The organism is Elusimicrobiota bacterium, from assembly GCA_016788905.1.
In the GTDB taxonomy this organism is placed as follows: Bacteria; Elusimicrobiota; Elusimicrobia; order FEN-1173; family FEN-1173; genus JADKHR01.
Map to the genome: position 1 here is coordinate 71,628 of JAEURZ010000002.1, position 17,372 is coordinate 88,999.

The following is a 17,372-nucleotide window of genomic DNA, read 5'->3' on the forward strand; positions in this document are numbered from 1 at the left end:
GAGGAGTGTGATCCTAAAAGGATATTTATCGGTGAGAAAGGGGGGGGCCATGGGCTTCTTTAGTATTTCATATCGTATAGGTCTGCTTGGAAGGGTGGCGGCCCTCACTGCCTTTTTTATTGGTCTACCTTATTTTAGTTTGTCCGTTCCACCCCTTCCCGCTCCCGTTCCTTCAGATTTCGCTGATCCCTTCAACGCGTATGATTTGGGCGTCGGTGGCGATCAACATTACCCCGCGAATGCCCGGCGTTTTTTTACCAATATAGTCGCCACCGCGGTGGGGGACTTAGACGGGGACGGAAACCTGGACATCGTCGCTTTGGCAAACGCGATCCCCCATAACGGAGATTACACCACCGCTGCAACCGCTTTTCCACAATTTAATTTTCGAAACAATAATTTCAGCATCACAACCCCCTTCCTCACTCGAGGAGATGCCCTTTGGGGCGCACAGACTAACGCCACTTATAACCTGCCCACAGAACCAAACATTTGGGTTAATCCTCCGTACCCTAACTTTCAATTCGGGCATTTTGCCCCTCCTTCCCCTAACGTCGCGGCAGGACAATTGCTCTTTCCCCCTTACGTTGGAAGTGATCTGGCTTGGTTCAGGGGCGATGGACGCGGCCACTTCACCATGTATTTTATCACCCCCGGAGGCGCCCCTGTCCGCCTTCGCATGGGACAGGGCATCCGACTGGCAAGACTAAGGGATCCTGCCCAAACGGGGTTGGACATTGTGTTGACCTCACCGTGCGATGGAAGTATCAGCAACGCCGAATACCACACCACAACGACCCTTCGCCCCTTTTCTGGGGCAGGACGGGTGATGTGGTTGCAAAACAATGGGTGGGTTGGCGGAAGACTGGATTTCACCGATCGTCCCATTTCTGAATACAATTACGATCGCGTGCCCATGATATTTTACACTGGATCAACCTTTGGCTGGGAAGGCCCCGCCGCCAGCATGAACCCCCTCCTCATCGACGTTTTCCCAATCGACAATGACAACAATGACGACATCCTCATCTACAACATGTATAATTTAAACCTGCGAAACACAAACCCCGCCTTTACTTACAGTGATTTTCCGACACACGATGATCTGAGAGCTCGTTTTCCTCAACCGAATCCACTCCCCCTTCCACAAATCGGGGATCGATGGTTCGAACCCAATTCAGGCTTTAGGCTATCGTATCCCCTCTTTTGGTACCGTAACACCCCCGGGGCTGACGATTCTCGGTTTTCCACATCGACCTATCGAGCCGTTCTTCAGGACGGAATTGACAACCTTCACAATGCAGGGTTGAATTGCACGCAATTTGTCCGGTTGAGAATTGGCGGTAATAACGAGGCCTACGTCTGCACCAATTCCGGAGTTCTTTTTGGAAACCGAAACGGCGTTCCGAGCACAACCTTTTTTCGACGAATCGCCCCCGCAACAGAATTGAACCTCCATCGAACCAGCAATCAGATCCAAGGGGGGTTTCATCATATCCAGGCCGTTGACATCATTGACAACCGCAATGATGAACTCGTTTCCTTGGACGATGATGGTATACGCATTTATCGAATTCAACCTCGGGGAAACGACAACGTTACTATCCGTTTGGAACAGGAGTTACCTTGCGGCGACACCGCGAACCTAAACACCAGGAGGTTTCCAACGTTTTTCCAGGTTGTGGATTTAAACGGTGATGACCTGCAAGATATTATCGTGGTCAACAACCTCCCCGAATCAACAAATTTCGCCAACACAGATCCCGCGACCATTTTTATCCAAACAAGGCCAGGCCGCTTCACAAAACTCAGGCAAATTAAACCCCCGTTTCGAACCGCGGAGGAAAGAACAAATCCTTTTTCTTTTATCGGGGACAGGGGCTTGAATCCCTGGGCCAACATCTCCACGGGCGATTTCAATCGGGATGGTTTAACCGATTTCGTTCGAACAGGCCCGAAGTTACCCATGACAATATTTATCAACAATATGGCGGGACTGCAACGGGCACGGATTTCCGCCACGGTTCAACATCCCACGGGGACCGAAAAAACATTGACCATTATGTTAGGGACGGACAATGCCGGGGGCATCATAACGATTTCCACCGCGCCCATGGCCATCGGCGGAATCGGGGTTCATTCTGTTCCTTTCGAATGAATTCTAGACGAGGGGTGACATTGATAGAATTGATGGTGTCCGTCACGGTGTTGGCCATTTTTATGGGCATGATGGCTTGGTTTGGAAAAGGGATGACCGATCACCGTATTTCCTCTGAAAGAAGGCTAAAACGTCTCACAGATCTGCAGCGGGTCATGTTTATCATTGAGAACGATTTAATGTCGGCCCGGCGCCATACGCTGGGGAACGTCCTTTGCAATAACGTGGTCTTCTCCTGGGGCGGTTCAAATTTCCGTACGTCTTCCGATCCGGGATTTGATCTGGATTATCCCAACTTAACGACGGACTCGACGAACAGAAACGCTTGGTTTTTTCCCTTTATGCCCGTTATCCCCATGGGCATTCCCGGATTGGGCACAGGGTATGCGGTGGCCCAAGTGACACGATTGCCAAGCGAAAGGCTTCACGGGATGGGAAGTTTGGCGGTGACATCGTCCGTTACGGGAACACCGTTTAACGTCCGGAGCCCGGACTTTAATTCGTTGCGCGACAGACAGGGGTATGTGTTGTCGGGATTCGCACGGGGAGACAATGACGGGGGGGGAACCAGCGCCATCGCGACGATCCTTCTTCAAGATATCAATGGTTTGGAGATTGCTTCCGTCAGTAACCCCACAGCGAATTGGGTTAATTTAAGAGTTGCGATTCCGGCCGCCCGATTAAACCCCAACACGACCTATAACGTTGTCCTCCGAACAACGAACACAGGCGCTCCCACCCGCCCTCTCACCAGTTTCTTTGACGATATTGCGCTGTCCCCTGACACCACGATCGCGGATATACAATTTGCTTCAGCCCTCTCGTTTAACCCCGGCGACCCCAATGTCAATCTGAATCATCGAAACGATATCGGGATGGTTTTTTACAAGAGCGACCTTCGAACGGGAGATTTGCAGGCAATGCTCTATGTTTTTTCCGATCGGGATTTCCAGCGGTTCCCAGCAACACAACCCACCTTACTCCGATTTACGACCCCGATCCCCTTTTTGGACCCGAGCGGAAACATCTGGCCCGGGGTCACCCCGGGCCGCACATTACCGAATATCGACCGGCTCCTTGTAACGTGGGTGGGGGACGCTTTATTGGGGACCAACCGACCGATCCAACTGACGGTCACTGTTCGGGATCCGACGGACCCCAGCCAAACACTCTCGCTCGCGCGAAGACTTTTTCCCCCAACGGACTAGCCCCGTGAGACGAAACAACACAGGATTCTCCTTGATTGAAGTGATGCTGGCGGTCTTTGTCATTTCCATTTGTTTGTTGGGCGTTTTGAAACTCATGTCCACTTCCCAACGATCTCTTACGGACAGTCTGGGGTCATTGCAAGCACAGGCCTCTGGCGAGGAACTGCTTCAACAAATTCGATTGATGCGATGGGACCAAGGATCCGTGCCGGGGGTTCAGATGTCCTTGACCGGCGTCCCCCTTCCACAAGTCACATCGGCCTTCCCTCCAACCCCACGGGTAGCCCTGGAACATTGGAGCGGGTACACGGATGTGGACAACTCTCGTCTTCCTTTTGGGCCGTTCACTCGTTCCGTCCAGGTCCGTTTTGTTCGTTTGAATCCGAGAAATAATTTGGTCGTTAACCATAACCCGCAGCACCGCAAACGAGTGACGGTTCAAGTCACGAGTCGGCACAGCACCGCAACAGTGACTTCAGTCTTCTACAATCTCCCATGAATACCACCAACGGCCACTTCACGCTTCACCAACCCCGGTCCCAGCGCCATAGGAAAGAGGGCGGGATGGCATCGCTCGTCCTTGTTTCCCTCTTGATGATATCCATTGTGATGGGAGTCGCTTTGGCCAACTGGATCGGGGTTCAACGACGTGGCGATCTCCAAATGCGCGTGGCGATTAATGATGCCCTTCTGGCTCAAAGCGCCATCCAAGAAACCCGTTTCCGAATGATCAGCACTCCGGGTTTAAGAAACTGCTCCTCCGGGAATTCCTTCCTTTATTTCATCGATCGGTCCACGGTCACCGTCAGCATCGACTGCGTCCCCTTCCCCTGAAACGAAAGAAACGGACACCCAGAAAGCTCCCCCCATCCATCCCCCCCCACCTGATGATCCTTACTGAGGAGAGAAACCGTTTGCACACTGTGGACAGGCTCCCGTCAAAACCGGGGCCTCAGGCTTATCCTTGGCGGTGTGATTTTGGATCTACTTTTCCGGCCAATTGGGTTAGGATTTCCCTGAACTCGTTTACGGATTCTTCAAAATCGTCGAGGGGTTTGGGGGGAGGAGCGGAAGGGGCGGTGGGTGGGATGGAATCCATCGGAACCCCCACTGGGGGAGCGGTGGGGACCGGGAAAAAACTCTCAAGAGACGGGCCCGGTGGGGGTGTGGGGATGGGGACACCCAGAGGGGGAGGCTCCATGGGGAGCGGCTTCTCAGGGGAAGGCCCCATGGGAATCTTCGGGTCGATGCTGGGAGGAGGAGAGGCCTTGGGGCGAGTCAGTTGGATGGCCATTTCGCCGATGCTTTGGGCCAGGTCCGTTAACTCGTTTTTCCCCGCGAAGGCCGCCATGGCGTGGCCTTTTTCTCCCCGGGCCACCCGGTCCGCCCATTGGCGCATTTTTTGGATCGGACGAATCACCGACCGGTAAAGAGCCAACAGGAAACCCAGCCCAAAAAGGGCCACAAGGGCCAGTCCGCCCATCAACCCCAAATGGTTTCGCCGCAACTCATCCAAAACCCGCAACTCAGACTCGGCCTTTGCCGACTCCACGCGACTCTTCACTTCATTAAATAATTTGAGCGCCTGTTCACTGGCGGGCGTAAATTCTTTTTCCACCAGAGCCATGGCTTGAGTCCGTTTAGCTTTAGCAATGAGTCCCCGAATTCGGTTGGACGGAACCCGAATGGATTCTTGAATCGATTGGACGACGGACAATTCCTCCCCATGGGCTCTACCTTCTTGGGCCGCCTGTTCCCATTCCGCTAACCGTTGCTGCATTTGACTATCGGCTTGAACCAATTGAAGTCGTTCCGATTCGTCTCCCAGGAGAACATAATTTTCAAGCAATCGAACCTGGCGCACCAGGAAATAGTCAATATCCGTTACCGCCGCCAAGGTTTTCATGGCCCTCCGGCCATTAAGGAACGCCGCTTCTTCCCGGCGAATATTCAGGTAACACCATTCCATCACCCCCCCCGAGGCCACCGCAAAAAATAACGCATAGAGAATGACTTTCGACCGGATCTTCATGGTTTCATTCCACCGGACGGTCGTTTAAGTTTTTCGGTTTCCCGATGCACCTCCGTAAGATCAATTCCCGATTGGGCATATTTTTTTATGATGCGTTCCAAAAGGGATAGGCGTTCAACGGTCGAGGCCCCTCGCGCCGCGGTTTTCTTATAGAAATCCATGGTGATGCGGTAATCGGTATACACCTGCGCCAATTCCGATTGAACACGTTCCAATTCCCGTTCGGCGTGGGAGAGGTTCACCCCTTTGTTTTTGTACTTCTCGAGCGTCACTTTAAGAAGATCCGCCCGTTCCTCCAATCCCGCCCCGCGAGAAACGCGAGTGGCGTAGGCCCTCATGGCCGCGTCGTACGCGGTGCCGTAGGATTGCCGGGCCCGATCCCGAGCCATGCGCTCCCGTTCGGCGGGGGTCAAGGGATGCTCCGGCACAGCGAGGCTCGGACGGAGCGTCTGACTTTTTACCTCTTCCAATTGCGATTTAAGGCGTTCAACTTCTGTCCCATATTCAGTCAACAATTTATTCCGTTCTTTCTTGATGAAAGAGGCCTCCGCTTCCGCCGCCATCAACGCTTCCTGCGCACGGAGGACAGCGGCCCTCTCGCGCACAAGCTCATCTTCCAAATCATCTTCCGAATAGGACCGACCAAACTTGAACGACAAAGACACGTTGTGTAAATTACCTGTTCCATCGGAGGCGCCCAAGGGCATGGAATACACGTAATCCATCACAAGCCCACTCACCTCATAGCCTCCCCCTAAGCTGACCTGACGGTAGTCCCGCCCGCCGACCCCAACGCCCCCTCGGAGAGAGAGCAGCCCATACTGACGGAAGCCCCATTGGCGTTCTCCCCCCAAGTGGAGGCGGGTGTCCGTTTGACTCGTTAAATATTTCCGTTGACTCACGCCCGCGCTTAACTTGACATACGTTTTATCGTACACGGCACCAAGCCGGGTAACCAGGGGAATCCGATTATCTTGGGTGAGTCCCAGATCGGGTCGATTGACGTTCCCGACGGACAACCCCACCCTGAACCGTGGAAGAACCGCGTAGAGGGCCCCGAGGTCCATCCCTAGAGCGCTTTTGCTGTGCCCGTTTTGGAAGACCGGATCCTCCGCGTTCGTTCGACCTCCTGGATTTAATCCTGAAAAAGCGTCCTGTGTATCCGTTGTCTCTCCAAAAGATCGGTTCAGTTCTTTCAATCCCACCCCGAGAGCCAGCCGGTTGGCCAAGAACGACCGTCCATAGGCCATCGTCACCGTTCGCTCTTTAAAGAGACTGTCCACTCGGAATTCCTGGTAACCAACGCCAAGCCCACCCCATCGCCCATCGGAGGGAATCGGGAGGACTCCGCCCACGAACGTCTGGGCGGATCGACTTTGGTCGGACAGGCTGGGGAAGAGACGGGCGTAATATGCGGTCACTTCGGGACGATACAAACTGGCGAGCCCCGCAGGATTATAATAGAGGCTGTGCGCGTCATCCGCCACCGCGGTGAAGGCTTCTCCCATGGCGGCAGGTCGAGCGCCAACCGGGAATTCGTCAAAGGCCCAGGAGGAAACGGAGAAAAGGGTGAAGAGAAAAACCGCCATCTCCCTTCGTTGAGGGGCGTTCATCGGGCCACCACCACGACACCGGTAAGAGGAGAACCGTCCCCCTCGATGCGATAGATGTAAGGACCAGGGGGAACGAATGACCCGTTTTCGTCTCGACCACTCCACACAAGACTGTCCGCGGGAATGGTCCCGCTCGGAGCGAGCGCTAAAGTGGCCACCTGAGCCCCCGACATGTCCAGAACCACACCGGAAAGGGGGGTTTGTTGCGGGTTATTGACTCTAAAAAAAACGACATCATTGATTCCGTCGTTATTAGGGGAAAAAATGCGGGGGACCACATCGGTGGCCGGGTCGAGCGAGAGAGCGGAAACGGCCCCTGGCGAAACCAGAAGCGTCGCTCCTATGAAAATTAATAATCGAAACATGAAGTCCATCATCGGCGACCTTTTGAAACCAACGTTAGAGAGCCACAACCATCGTGCCCGTAATGGTTTTCCCCTCCCCTTTGATCTGATATATGTATACCCCCGGGGGGACGATCTGTCCAGAGGAATCACGTCCGTCCCACATTAAAGTGTCAGAGGTGGGTGCCCCGGCTCCCGCGGGACGAAGAACACCCACTTCCGCCCCGCCCATGTCAATGATGCGTCCGGTCACTTCCGAAAGGCGCGGGTTCTGAATGACAAAATAGATGAGGTCATTGATCCCGTCCCCGTTCGGGGAAAAGATTTGTGGGAAAACCGATGCTTTATCCAGGGTCAACTCCGTGGCAATATCGTATTGGCGAATTTGATAGACCCCTTGAACGGCGGTATTAAATGAAACCGTCAAGTCCCCGGCGCCCAACCCACTTTCTTCCACGTTGGCCTGACCCACTTTAAGCCAGGTGGTTCCGTTCCACCACAGCACACCCATTTTCGATTTGTCCAAAGCGCCGTTGGCCCCCTGGTAGTTGAGCACCACGGTCATTTCCGGGCGAGAGAGGGACAATCCCGCGGGAGCGGCGGATCCGCTGGGTTCCCGCAAACAGATCGTGTAGGTGGCTCGCGTTCGGCTTCCCCCCGCGTTGGCCAGTTCGCTGGTGTGGGGTTCCACAGAGAGGAGATAGTCCTTATCGGATGTTTTAAGTTCCGGGATCAACCCTTCCGGGACAAAAGCCCGACTGTAGGTTCCATCCGAAGCCGTCCCCGTTTGCCCCAGGAACCGTTGGGGTGTCACGTGTAAATAATTCGAACGTGCCACCGATGACGTTCGACCGGAGGTGTCCACAGCGACAAACAGATAATAGGTGTCCGCCCCCGGAGTGGCGATATCCAGGGTGAGCGGCTGGCCCTGAGGAATGGTCGTCACGGTCACGCTGGAGGCCCCGAAATCAAAAAGACTGGGGGAACGGAAGACCCGGTAGGAAGCCAGATCCTCGATGGCGCTCCCATCCTCGTTTTGTGTTACGGGAGACCAGGTCACCGTGTAGCCTGAATCTGTTCGTGTAACTTCAAACCCCGCCAGGGGCGCGGGGGATTTGGTATCGATCGCTTCCGTGGTGATGACCGTGGCTTGAAGGGTGAGAGAATCGGCGTTGGTGTCGATAGGGGAAAGGTTTCCCGCCAGGTCCAAACTCCGAAGGGCAAACCAATAGGCTGTCCCCGGTGAAAGGTCGATCACCATGGGCGATTCCGGTGTGTTCGGTGCGGAAGGGATACTCGGTGGGAAAGGAGCGGTGGACGCCTTGGTCCACCAGGTGGTGGTACTTCCCCCCACTCCGATTTCATCCACCACAGAGAAGGTGGCGTATTTCATCACGTAAGAACCAACCGGGGCGGAACTAACGAAAAGCCACCCGTTGTCTTCCGGAGCGGTCCACGTTAAAACCACTTGGCCAGGCGTGATCGTGGCCAGGGCGGCTAAGTCGGGAACCGCGTTAGGGGCATAGGTGTCGACGATATTGACCGTAAGATTGAGGTCCTCCGTGGATGCGGCCCTCCCAGGGACCGCCCCAAAGGACAAAAGTCCACCCAGGGTCGCCCAAAGCGCCCGACGTAGGACTTCGATTAAAACCTCATTTCGTCTCACGGCAACGACACCCCTTTTCCTATCGTTTTATTCCGTCGTCACGAACACCCTTGAATAAACATCCAAGGGGAAATCCATCCCAGCCATTTCCGCTTGAATAAGGAACAAAAACTTCTTTCCCCTATTCTCAGGGATGTCCGGTAGGGTGATTGTGACGTCAGTCGCCTTCACCTGATCGGGCTTGATCTTCATGACCGAGGGTTTGAATTTGAGCCAGGACGGATCGGGGGTGTCCCACCCCGCTTCCCTCTGATTGTTTTCCAGTTTGACGCTTTTGAGTTTCAGCTTGACCTGTTCGTTGCCCCGATTGGTCAGTTTGAGCTGAACACCTTTCAGGTCTTTCAGCGCGATGGTTTTCCCGAGCGGCACCTGATCCAACCGGATCACGGGCGGTGTGATGTCCAGATCCAACGCGCCCAACACAACCCGTTTTTTTTCTTTCTTCGCGGACTGGGGCCCGAGACCGCCCACCGTGAACCGGATGTAATTGTTCACCGCAGGGGAAAACATCCCTTGACCGTCGGCGCTCGCGTGAATGTTCACCTGGAAATGACGACCCACCAATCCCGGGTCGTTGGGAACAGCCAAGATGACTTCCGCGCTGCCCAGGTCCCCCGGACCCAATTTGAATCGGTTCGGAACAACCCGAAGCCAATCCGGATTGGGAATCGGTTCGTAATCCTTTTTCGCCTCTGCGGGACCGGGGACGGGGATTTCGGTCAACACTTGAACATCCACCGTATGGTCGGACCCATTGATAACGACGTAAGGGACCCCTCGAACCTGCCTCAGGTTTATCACGGAACCCGGCTTGACGTTCTCCATTTCGATTTCCGGAAACCGCACCGCCAGGCCAATTTTCTCCCAGGCGGTGAGTCCGAAAAGTAGGATCACCCCAAGAACCCAGTGGAACGGATTCCGTCTTTTTCGATGAATCATTTCGATTACCTCCTTCATCATGTTGAATGATTTCCTTTGCGTGGGAACGCCTGAAGATCTGAGAGAGACCCGCCGGGGAGGACGCTTTCGCGCCCTCCCCGCAACGGATGACTTAACTCACAAGACCGGAGGCGTTCGCGTTTTCGCCTTAGTTGGCGGAAACTTCAACCACAAAAGATCGCTGTGTGACAACCGTGGTTGTCGTCGGCATATCGAGCTTGAACCAGAGACCTCGAGTCGCGGCGGCGTTCACCACCGAGGCATCCTGGTTGCCGGAATAAACGGCTCCGACCCCCGTCGCCACCACCGGACTCCCTTGCGTCACCACGTCATCGTTCGCCAGGAAATCTCCGGCGATCGGTGCCGCGGAATTGAACAGGGCCCGAAGGTTGTAGACGTTCGCTGCCGCAGCCGAACCCGAAGACCAGGTGGCGTCCGCCGTCTTGATCCGAAGCCCAAAGGCCTCTGGAACGTTTCCGTCGTTGGTCACCGTGATGGACGAAGAGATGTTATTCACCGACGCAACGTTTAAGGTTCCCAAGTTCAACGTCGCCGCGGAAAGACTCACGCTCTTCGTTCCGTTCGGTGTGACGGTGATGGTTAAGTCGGCCGTTGGTGCCGCTCGGACGTTACCCACAAACACCGCAAGGCTCCCCAGAAAGAGAGCAACCGCTATTAACTTTTTCATTGTGTTGCCTCCTGTTTTTGGTCTTGCGTTTAAATACAGGACCGACCGGTTTAATAGGGCACGGTCCACTTGACATATAACCCTTGAAATCATCATTTTCAAGGGTTATTTAGCCCTTTTCTGAAATCAAAACGAACCTAAAAATCATTACAAATAGAACTGTTTGGAAACCCGGTAACTTCTTAAATTCCAAATGTGTTAAAATTTTGTCAATGAGAATTTCTCGATGGTTGGCTTTGGGGGGGACATTTCTCCTTCTAGGCACAGGCTTTCGAAGCGCCCCGACGGAGGGACACGGATCGTCCGGCCCCCTGTTCCGGATGGAACTCACGGGAACGGTTGACCCCGTGACGAAGGATTATCTTCTGGACGGACTCCGGCGCGCTCGCGAAGCCGGGGCCTCCGCGGTTCTTATTCGCATGGACACTCCGGGCGGATTGTTGGACGCCACGCGAGACATTGTCGCGGGGATTTTGAATTCCCCTGTTCCCATTATTGTCTATGTGGGGCCCCAAGGGGCCCGGGCGGCTTCCGCCGGCGTTTTCATCACGCTGGCCGCCGACGTGGCCGCCATGGCCCCTCAAACCCATTTGGGGGCTGCCCATCCTGTATCAGTGGGAGGCGGATTACCGTTCATGCCGGGTGGAAAAAAGGACAAAGAGACAGGAGAGGAAAATAAAAACAATACGTCGGTGATGGAAGAAAAAGCGGTGTCGGACACCTCCGCCTACGCCCGAACCCTGGCCACAACAAAGGGGCGGAACGCGGAGTGGGCCGAGCAAGCGGTCCGGAAAAGCGTTTCCCTCACCTCGGATGAAGCACTGAAGAGCAACGTCATCGACCTCGTGGCGAAAGACGAGGACGACTTGATTCGGAAACTTTCGGGACGCGTCATCAAAAAAGGGGGCGTCACGTTGACGCTCCAGCTCGAACAGGCGGCCCGGGTGGATTATCTCATGAGCCCCCTCCGGCAATGGCTTCACCTGATTGCCAATCCCAATGTGGCCTACCTCCTCCTGGTGTTGGGGTTTTACGCTCTGGTCTACGAATTTTCCGCTCCCGGTATTGGGTTGGGTGCGATCACAGGGATTATCTGTCTCGTCTTGGCCTTCTTTTCCCTTCAAGTTCTTCCGCTCAATTTCGCGGGATTGGCCCTCCTGGTAGCCGGGTTGATCATGATGGGCCTGGATATCGTCGTGGGATCCCACGGACTCCTCATTTTCGGCGGATTGGTTTCCTTCGCTCTGGGATCCTTCTTTCTCTTTGACGCCAACCAGGCCGTCTTCCGGGTTTCGATGCTGCTCATTTTGGCCATCCTCGCCACCTCGGGCGGGTTCTTCGGTTTAGTGGTTCGAAAGATATGGATCGCTCGACGCAAAAAACCCGTCACCGGGATCGATGGCTTAATGGGCCAAACGGCGGAGGTTCGGGACGGGGGAATGGTTTTCGTGGAGGGAGCGTTGTGGACCGTGGAATCCGGTGCCGAAGGGCTTCCCCCAGGCACACGGGTACGTGTGGAAAAAGTTTTAGGGAATCGTTTGATCGTTCGTAAGGAGGCGTAAAAATGTTATTTCCAATCGTTGTGGTGGGGTTGGTTTTGTGGTTGCTGGTGACAGCGATCCGCGTTGCCAACGAGTATGAAAGGGGTGTGATTCTTCGGTTGGGCCGGTTCCATTCCGTCAAAGGGCCGGGTCTTTTCTTAGCCATTCCCTTTAACGTGGACAAGGTGTATAAAGTCGATCTTCGCACCGTCACGTGGGATGTCCCTGTCCAAGAAGTCATCACCAAAGACAACGTCCCCTGCAAAGTCAACGCGGTTTGCTACTTCAACGTGATCGACCCGGAACGCGCGGTTCTGAAAGTTCAAGATTACCGCATGGCCACATCCCAAATTGCCCAGACCACCCTGCGAAGCGTTTTGGGTCAGGTGGATTTTGACGAACTTTTGAGCCAACGCGAGAAGATCAACACCAAACTTCAGCAGATCATCGATCAACAGACAGATCCCTGGGGCATCAAGGTTTTAATCGTTGAAGTTAAAGATGTCCAAGTGCCGGAATCCATGCAACGGGCCATGGCGCACCAGGCCGAAGCCGAACGGGACCGACGAGCCAAGATCATCACGGCGGAAGGCGAATTTCAGGCGGCCCAAAAATTAGCGGACGCGGCCCGCATTATCGGGGGGGAACCCGCGGCGATGCAACTCCGTTTCCTTCAAGCCGCCAAAGACATTAGCGGCGACAAAGGCTCGACCTTTATCCTGCCGATTCCGATTGAACTCCTAAAGTTCTTAGGTAAAAATTAAAGCGTCAAACACACTCTCTCCCTACCCGCTCCCGTAAACGGGAGAGGGAGAAAAATCTAAAAAACACGGGCGGGAAGTCGAAGTTAAGGTAAAGTTCCCTCGCTCGCTGGCGGGAGAGGGTGGGCCGAAGGCCCGGGAGAGGGTGGGGGTGGAAGCACGGGGGAAGGAACAGATCGGAGCATCCCCTTCCTGATTTTCCCAGGGACCGCACGAAGTGTTTTCCCATCCCACAAGGACGCCAGGGCCAAAGACTCCTCGATCATTTTGCCCATATCGAGTTCCATTTCCAAACGGCGAATGATCGATACCGCCACGTTGGTTTTGGGTTTCTTGGCCATGAGAGAACAACAGTCTTTATAGGGTTGAATGGCCAAGTCAAAAACATTGATTTTCCTAGCCAGATCGATGATGGAATTTTTGTCGTAGGCAATAACCGGCTGAAATACAGAGAGCGATAAATCCGTTTGCACCGCCAATAAATTTTCGATGGTTTGACTGGCCACCTGGCCAAGACTGTCCCCCGTGATGAGCGCCTGGTATTCCAACCGCCGCCCCATCACTTCCGCCGCTCGAAACATGAACCGGCGAAAGAAGACGGTCTCGAAGGAAGTCGGAACACTCAAAGACGCCGACACTTGATATCGATCGTGGGGGACAAGAAACAGGCGCAGGTCCGGGTTCCATATTTTGAGTGCCTCAAACAAACCGATGATTTTTGTCCCGAGGACTTCCTCGGAAGACCGGTAGGGATGGAAATGCAGAAGGTCCACCCGCGCCCCACGCCGCATCATGAGCCACGCCGCCACGGGCGAATCGATCCCCCCTGAAAAGAGACACAACATTCGCCCCGATGAGGAGTGCGGCATCCCCCGCACCCCGTTCACGCGGCCAGAAACAACAGCGATTTCACGTTCGAGTACTTCGACTTGAATAACCAAATCCGGTTGGTGAAGATCAACGGTTAAACCTGAGCCCGTCATCACGGCCCCCCCCAATCGAACACAAATATCTTGAGAGGAGAAGGGGTAGGTTTTGATCGAACGCCGTGCGTTCATCCGAAAGGATTTTAGATGGGGGTCACGGCGGGCCTCACCCAACGCGGCCGCCTCTATTTTTTCATAACCGGGGTCTTCGGGAGACCAGGGGAACAGTGTTCCAAAAGCATACCACGCCACACCGAAAACCTGTTCCAGGGCCCGTTCAATATTTTCTCGAAAACAGGGAGAGGGCAGTTCCGCGATCACCCGCGCGCTTTCCAACCGGACTTTAAGGGCGTTCGGGCCCAACCGACGGCGGATGTCTTCAGCGAACTTGCGTTCAAAAACCCGGCGGTTTCCGCCTTTGGTCCCCAACTCCGAATAATGAATCACGACGACGTTTTTCATCAAGCGTCGATGGTAGCACATTGAACAGGAAATGAATCAGCGTGAAGGAAACACCGAATCAAAAAAAATTGCGGGCAGGCTTAGGCGGCTTCCACTGAGACGGGGGGAGGTTTCCCTTGAACGACCCCGTCGTCCCAGGCGTCTCGGATCGTGATCAAGATTTCTTTGATCTTTTGAAGGGGTTCCGAATCTTTATTGAGGTTGGCACGGACAAGGGCGTCGTAAATGAAATCATAAAGAAGATAGAGACTTTGGGCGATGGATCCCCCGGCCTCCATGTTCAACCCGTTGGCCAGCGAAAGAACAATGTCTTGGGCTTTGATCAGCTGGTGGTGCGCTTCGGGCACACGCTTGGCGGCGATTTCCACTTCCGCTTTTCCGATCGCGGACAAAACGCCGTCATACAACATCAAAACCAATTTTGCGGGAGAGGCCGATTCCACTTCACGGGCTAAGTAGTTTTTCTGGATGGCGTTCATGGTCGGTCTCTCTCCTATCGTGAAGATGATTGAACCACTCCGTTATTTAAAAAATTCGATAAGGCCTGACTGTTGGTTTGGTTCCGGGACATGGCCTGTTCCATCTGAATGAATTGTTTTTCCAACCGAGCCATTTCCCGGTCCACCCGTTCATTGGTGGCTGAAATTTGGGTTTCCAGACGATTGCGCTCCTCCGTCACTTCTTTTCGAGCTGAAGAAAAGATTCCATCCACGTTGTCCGCTATGCGAGAGATAAACGCGCTGGTCCGGCGGCTTGTTCCCGTCGCCTCAAACGCTTCGAATTCCACAATCCGGGAGAGCCCATCCGCGGCGTGAACATCCAATACCTTGACCCGAAGTTGTTCCGTAAAATAATTGATCACCTGGGAGTTGACCCCGCGGGTGTTCCCCCGCACCGACGCCAAAGAAGTCCAGTGGGATTCTTCCGCGGGATTTCCCCCGATCCGGAGCGCCTGAAGGTCATAATCTTTGAGACCCCAGGAGGCCACGGGGTTCGCGTCCGTGTCCAGCGTGTGGACAACCGCTCGGGTCACCGTGCGAGGAGAAGAAAATTGCAGCGTCACATAGTCTGGGAAAGTAGAGGCGGTGTCGTCCATCCACCCATCGCTCGGGTCCGGGCCAAAACGAACAGGATCAATGACCCCATTGGATACCCGATTGACGTCATACCCTGACGCGGTGCTGGAAGCCGTGCGCGTGGCCGCCAGTGCACCGTTCAACGTACTCGTGAACAGAGCCTGAACGTCAGTGAAATTGTTTTTGGTCCAATCCGAGAGGATGGCCTCATCGATTTCCAAGAGTCCCCCCTGGCCCGCCTTTACCCCAATCTGGAAAAGGGAGGACACTTGGGTACTTAACCCATTAACGGGCGAAATGATGGAATCCGTAATTCCAGCGACAGCGGTGGAAAGCAACGGGTTATTGAACAGTGGCCCACCTTTGGATTTCGTTTCCGCGTTGTAGGAGTTTTCTTTGGCCAACGCCGAGACAATGGCGTTATAGGATTCAATAAATGTTTTAACGGTGGACACCGCATCCTGCACATTGGATTCCACTTTGATGTCAACGGTCTTATTGACGTCGGCCGCGGCCAAAGTAAAAGAAACTCCTTGGATCGCCGAAGCAAACACATTGGTCCGGCTTTTGAAGAGTTGAGGTGCCGTCGTTCCGATCTCCACCTGGGCGTCTTGAGCCGTTTGGGTTTCAATAAACGTGAGACCGGGATCGGAGGACGTCAAGGCGATTTGAGCCGATTCACCGGAATAACGGCTCACGATGGACAGGCGGTATGGTTGGGTGGCATCCCCATCGTTCACAATGGCCGCCGAGAACGGTCCACCGAAAGCGTTAATGGCGTCACGGATTCCTGCCAGCGTATTGTTGGAAGAATCCACAGTGATTTGATAAAGGGGGGCAAGGTCTCCCCCCTCCAAAATCCCCGTGGTGGATGTCCCCAATAGGTTAAGAGAGGCAGCGGTGCTCCCCCCCTCTTCTTCCACGGTCAACGCTCCCGTGGTGAGCCCTGTATCGTCCTGGAGAAGAATCCCGGTCCCGTTGCTGTTCAGTTTCGCGGTGACGTTCACACCGGCCAATCCCGAAATATCATCCAAGACATCTTGAACGGTTGTGTGTCCAGTCAGATCGACCACGGCGGAAGCACCGCTTCGATCGGTGATCCGGATCGACCCTAAGGTCACGCCCGCGCCGTTGTTTAACATGGAAAGAGACATCGTGGAGGTCAGGTCACGGTCAAGGGTCCCGTCACCCACGCCCAACGTAATCGTGCCCGACGCCATGACCTCACTGTCGATGGCCGCGAACCGGTTGGAAAGGCTTTCCTCCCCCCGCGCCATCTGGAGAACCCGAACCACGCGGACCCCCTCCTGGGCAGTCCCTGTCACCTGAGCCTCGAGAAGTGTGGCGTCACTGGAACTGGCTTTGGTTGGTTTCGTCGCAAACTTGTTGGTCACCGCTGTGGCGGAAACACGCAACGCGTTAAATTTCGCGGACATGCTGTCCCAGGCCGCTGTTTTTAAATCCAATTGCGTCTGCCGCGCTTGGAGCGCAACGATGGGTCGTTGGGCAATGGATTTTAACTGTTCCAAAATCCCCGACGTATCCAACCCTGAGACAATTCCACCAATTTTAGGCATTCGGAACTCCTTAAGCGAAACCCTCATCGGCAACAGGAGGAGGAGAGGCCGGTGGGGGTGTTCGAAGACTGGCGGTCAATTGCCGCATCATTTCTAGAGCCTCTGTTTTAGAAACCACCCGAACCGGTTTGTTTGTTTCGGGATTAACTTCGGTCACTTTCGGCCCTTCTTTCGTCATCGTAAAATGGAGAACCACTTCGCGCATTGATTTTTCCTCATGTCTTAGGTACGCCCCACCACCCAACTTGTGCTTTCCCATCACCGCTGGCGGAAGCGCGCCCATGGCGCCAACACCCGGTAGAATTTCCATAACTCCCCCTCTTCCCGGACCCAGCCTGCCCCGCGGCTTACGCCGCGGGGCCAGACCGGTCCACGGAAACG

At 54.6% G+C, this 17,372-nt stretch carries 16 protein-coding genes; 6 read left to right on the forward strand and 10 right to left on the reverse strand.

Annotation, left to right across the window (positions count from 1 at the left end):
* Positions 1-94: 94 nt before the first annotated feature.
* From JNK54_01120 to JNK54_01135, 4 genes are read left to right on the forward strand one after another with little or no spacing between them, the layout of a single operon-like run.
* Complete coding sequence (locus tag JNK54_01120; protein MBL8022871.1) at positions 95-2,158, forward strand: VCBS repeat-containing protein; 2,064 nt, start codon at positions 95-97, stop codon at positions 2,156-2,158.
* Positions 2,155-3,366: a prepilin-type N-terminal cleavage/methylation domain-containing protein gene (locus JNK54_01125; protein ID MBL8022872.1), complete on the forward strand. Its 1,212-nt coding sequence runs from the start codon at positions 2,155-2,157 to the stop codon at positions 3,364-3,366. The genes JNK54_01120 and JNK54_01125 overlap by 4 nt, the downstream gene beginning before the upstream one ends.
* Positions 3,367-3,370: 4 nt before the next feature.
* The gene (locus JNK54_01130) at positions 3,371-3,865 is read left to right on the forward strand and encodes a prepilin-type N-terminal cleavage/methylation domain-containing protein (protein MBL8022873.1); all 495 of its coding nucleotides are present in this window, start codon (positions 3,371-3,373) and stop codon (positions 3,863-3,865) included.
* Positions 3,862-4,200: a hypothetical protein gene (locus JNK54_01135; protein ID MBL8022874.1), complete on the forward strand. Its 339-nt coding sequence runs from the start codon at positions 3,862-3,864 to the stop codon at positions 4,198-4,200. Before JNK54_01130 ends, JNK54_01135 begins: the two co-directional genes overlap by 4 nt.
* A gap of 124 nt (positions 4,201-4,324) precedes the next feature.
* Here JNK54_01135 and JNK54_01140 read toward each other — a convergent pair whose 3' ends face one another.
* The 6 genes from JNK54_01140 to JNK54_01165 all read right to left on the reverse strand — a co-directional run bounded on the left by JNK54_01140 (position 4,325) and on the right by JNK54_01165 (position 10,648).
* Complete coding sequence (locus tag JNK54_01140) at positions 4,325-5,398, reverse strand: HAMP domain-containing protein (GenBank protein ID MBL8022875.1); 1,074 nt, start codon at positions 5,396-5,398, stop codon at positions 4,325-4,327.
* Positions 5,395-7,011, reverse strand: coding sequence for a hypothetical protein (locus JNK54_01145; GenBank protein MBL8022876.1), 1,617 nt, complete (start codon positions 7,009-7,011; stop codon positions 5,395-5,397). Before JNK54_01145 ends, JNK54_01140 begins: the two co-directional genes overlap by 4 nt.
* Positions 7,008-7,376: a hypothetical protein gene (locus JNK54_01150; GenBank protein MBL8022877.1), complete on the reverse strand. Its 369-nt coding sequence runs from the start codon at positions 7,374-7,376 to the stop codon at positions 7,008-7,010. Before JNK54_01150 ends, JNK54_01145 begins: the two co-directional genes overlap by 4 nt.
* Positions 7,377-7,410: 34 nt before the next feature.
* Complete coding sequence (locus JNK54_01155; GenBank protein MBL8022878.1) at positions 7,411-9,021, reverse strand: hypothetical protein; 1,611 nt, start codon at positions 9,019-9,021, stop codon at positions 7,411-7,413.
* A gap of 27 nt (positions 9,022-9,048) precedes the next feature.
* On the reverse strand, positions 9,049-9,960 hold the full coding sequence (locus tag JNK54_01160) for a hypothetical protein (protein MBL8022879.1): 912 nt from the start codon (positions 9,958-9,960) through the stop codon (positions 9,049-9,051).
* Positions 9,961-10,108: 148 nt separating this feature from the next.
* Positions 10,109-10,648 (reverse strand): hypothetical protein, encoded by a 540-nt coding sequence (locus JNK54_01165; GenBank protein ID MBL8022880.1) that lies wholly within the window; start codon positions 10,646-10,648, stop codon positions 10,109-10,111.
* A gap of 212 nt (positions 10,649-10,860) precedes the next feature.
* Here JNK54_01165 and JNK54_01170 point away from each other — a divergent pair, with 212 nt between their 5' ends.
* Both JNK54_01170 and JNK54_01175 read left to right on the forward strand, forming a co-directional pair.
* The gene (locus tag JNK54_01170; protein ID MBL8022881.1) at positions 10,861-12,210 is read left to right on the forward strand and encodes a nodulation protein NfeD; all 1,350 of its coding nucleotides are present in this window, start codon (positions 10,861-10,863) and stop codon (positions 12,208-12,210) included.
* A gap of 2 nt (positions 12,211-12,212) precedes the next feature.
* Entirely contained in the window at positions 12,213-12,953 is a 741-nt protein-coding gene (locus JNK54_01175) for a slipin family protein (protein MBL8022882.1), read from the forward strand.
* 83 nt (positions 12,954-13,036) lie between these two features.
* Here JNK54_01175 and thiI read toward each other — a convergent pair whose 3' ends face one another.
* From thiI to JNK54_01195, 4 genes are all read right to left on the reverse strand, one after another.
* The gene (gene thiI / locus JNK54_01180) at positions 13,037-14,338 is read right to left on the reverse strand and encodes a tRNA 4-thiouridine(8) synthase ThiI (protein ID MBL8022883.1); all 1,302 of its coding nucleotides are present in this window, start codon (positions 14,336-14,338) and stop codon (positions 13,037-13,039) included.
* An 80-nt stretch (positions 14,339-14,418) separates the two neighbouring features.
* Positions 14,419-14,817 (reverse strand): flagellar export chaperone FliS, encoded by a 399-nt coding sequence (gene fliS / locus JNK54_01185; protein ID MBL8022884.1) that lies wholly within the window; start codon positions 14,815-14,817, stop codon positions 14,419-14,421.
* Positions 14,818-14,831: 14 nt separating this feature from the next.
* Positions 14,832-16,991, reverse strand: a complete 2,160-nt coding sequence (fliD, locus tag JNK54_01190) for a flagellar filament capping protein FliD (GenBank protein ID MBL8022885.1) — start codon at positions 16,989-16,991, stop codon at positions 14,832-14,834.
* Between the two features lie 10 nt (positions 16,992-17,001).
* Positions 17,002-17,301: a hypothetical protein gene (locus tag JNK54_01195; protein MBL8022886.1), complete on the reverse strand. Its 300-nt coding sequence runs from the start codon at positions 17,299-17,301 to the stop codon at positions 17,002-17,004.
* Between the last annotated feature and the right edge of the window lie 71 nt (positions 17,302-17,372).

What these genes read in the sequence shown, in the direction of transcription:
- JNK54_01170 (MBL8022881.1), top strand. Translation starts at nt 10,861, where the DNA reads ATGAGAATTTCTCGATGGTTGGCTTTGGGGGGGACATTTCTCCTTCTA.
- JNK54_01140 (MBL8022875.1), bottom strand. Translation starts at nt 5,398, where the DNA reads ATGAAGATCCGGTCGAAAGTCATTCTCTATGCGTTATTTTTTGCGGTG.
- thiI (MBL8022883.1), bottom strand. Translation starts at nt 14,338, where the DNA reads ATGAAAAACGTCGTCGTGATTCATTATTCGGAGTTGGGGACCAAAGGC.
- JNK54_01125 (MBL8022872.1), top strand. Translation starts at nt 2,155, where the DNA reads ATGAATTCTAGACGAGGGGTGACATTGATAGAATTGATGGTGTCCGTC.
- JNK54_01175 (MBL8022882.1), top strand. Translation starts at nt 12,213, where the DNA reads ATGTTATTTCCAATCGTTGTGGTGGGGTTGGTTTTGTGGTTGCTGGTG.
- JNK54_01145 (MBL8022876.1), bottom strand. Translation starts at nt 7,011, where the DNA reads ATGAACGCCCCTCAACGAAGGGAGATGGCGGTTTTTCTCTTCACCCTT.
- fliD (MBL8022885.1), bottom strand. Translation starts at nt 16,991, where the DNA reads ATGCCTAAAATTGGTGGAATTGTCTCAGGGTTGGATACGTCGGGGATT.
- JNK54_01165 (MBL8022880.1), bottom strand. Translation starts at nt 10,648, where the DNA reads ATGAAAAAGTTAATAGCGGTTGCTCTCTTTCTGGGGAGCCTTGCGGTG.
- JNK54_01160 (MBL8022879.1), bottom strand. Translation starts at nt 9,960, where the DNA reads ATGATTCATCGAAAAAGACGGAATCCGTTCCACTGGGTTCTTGGGGTG.
- JNK54_01150 (MBL8022877.1), bottom strand. Translation starts at nt 7,376, where the DNA reads ATGTTTCGATTATTAATTTTCATAGGAGCGACGCTTCTGGTTTCGCCA.
- JNK54_01195 (MBL8022886.1), bottom strand. Translation starts at nt 17,301, where the DNA reads ATGGAAATTCTACCGGGTGTTGGCGCCATGGGCGCGCTTCCGCCAGCG.
- fliS (MBL8022884.1), bottom strand. Translation starts at nt 14,817, where the DNA reads ATGAACGCCATCCAGAAAAACTACTTAGCCCGTGAAGTGGAATCGGCC.
- JNK54_01135 (MBL8022874.1), top strand. Translation starts at nt 3,862, where the DNA reads ATGAATACCACCAACGGCCACTTCACGCTTCACCAACCCCGGTCCCAG.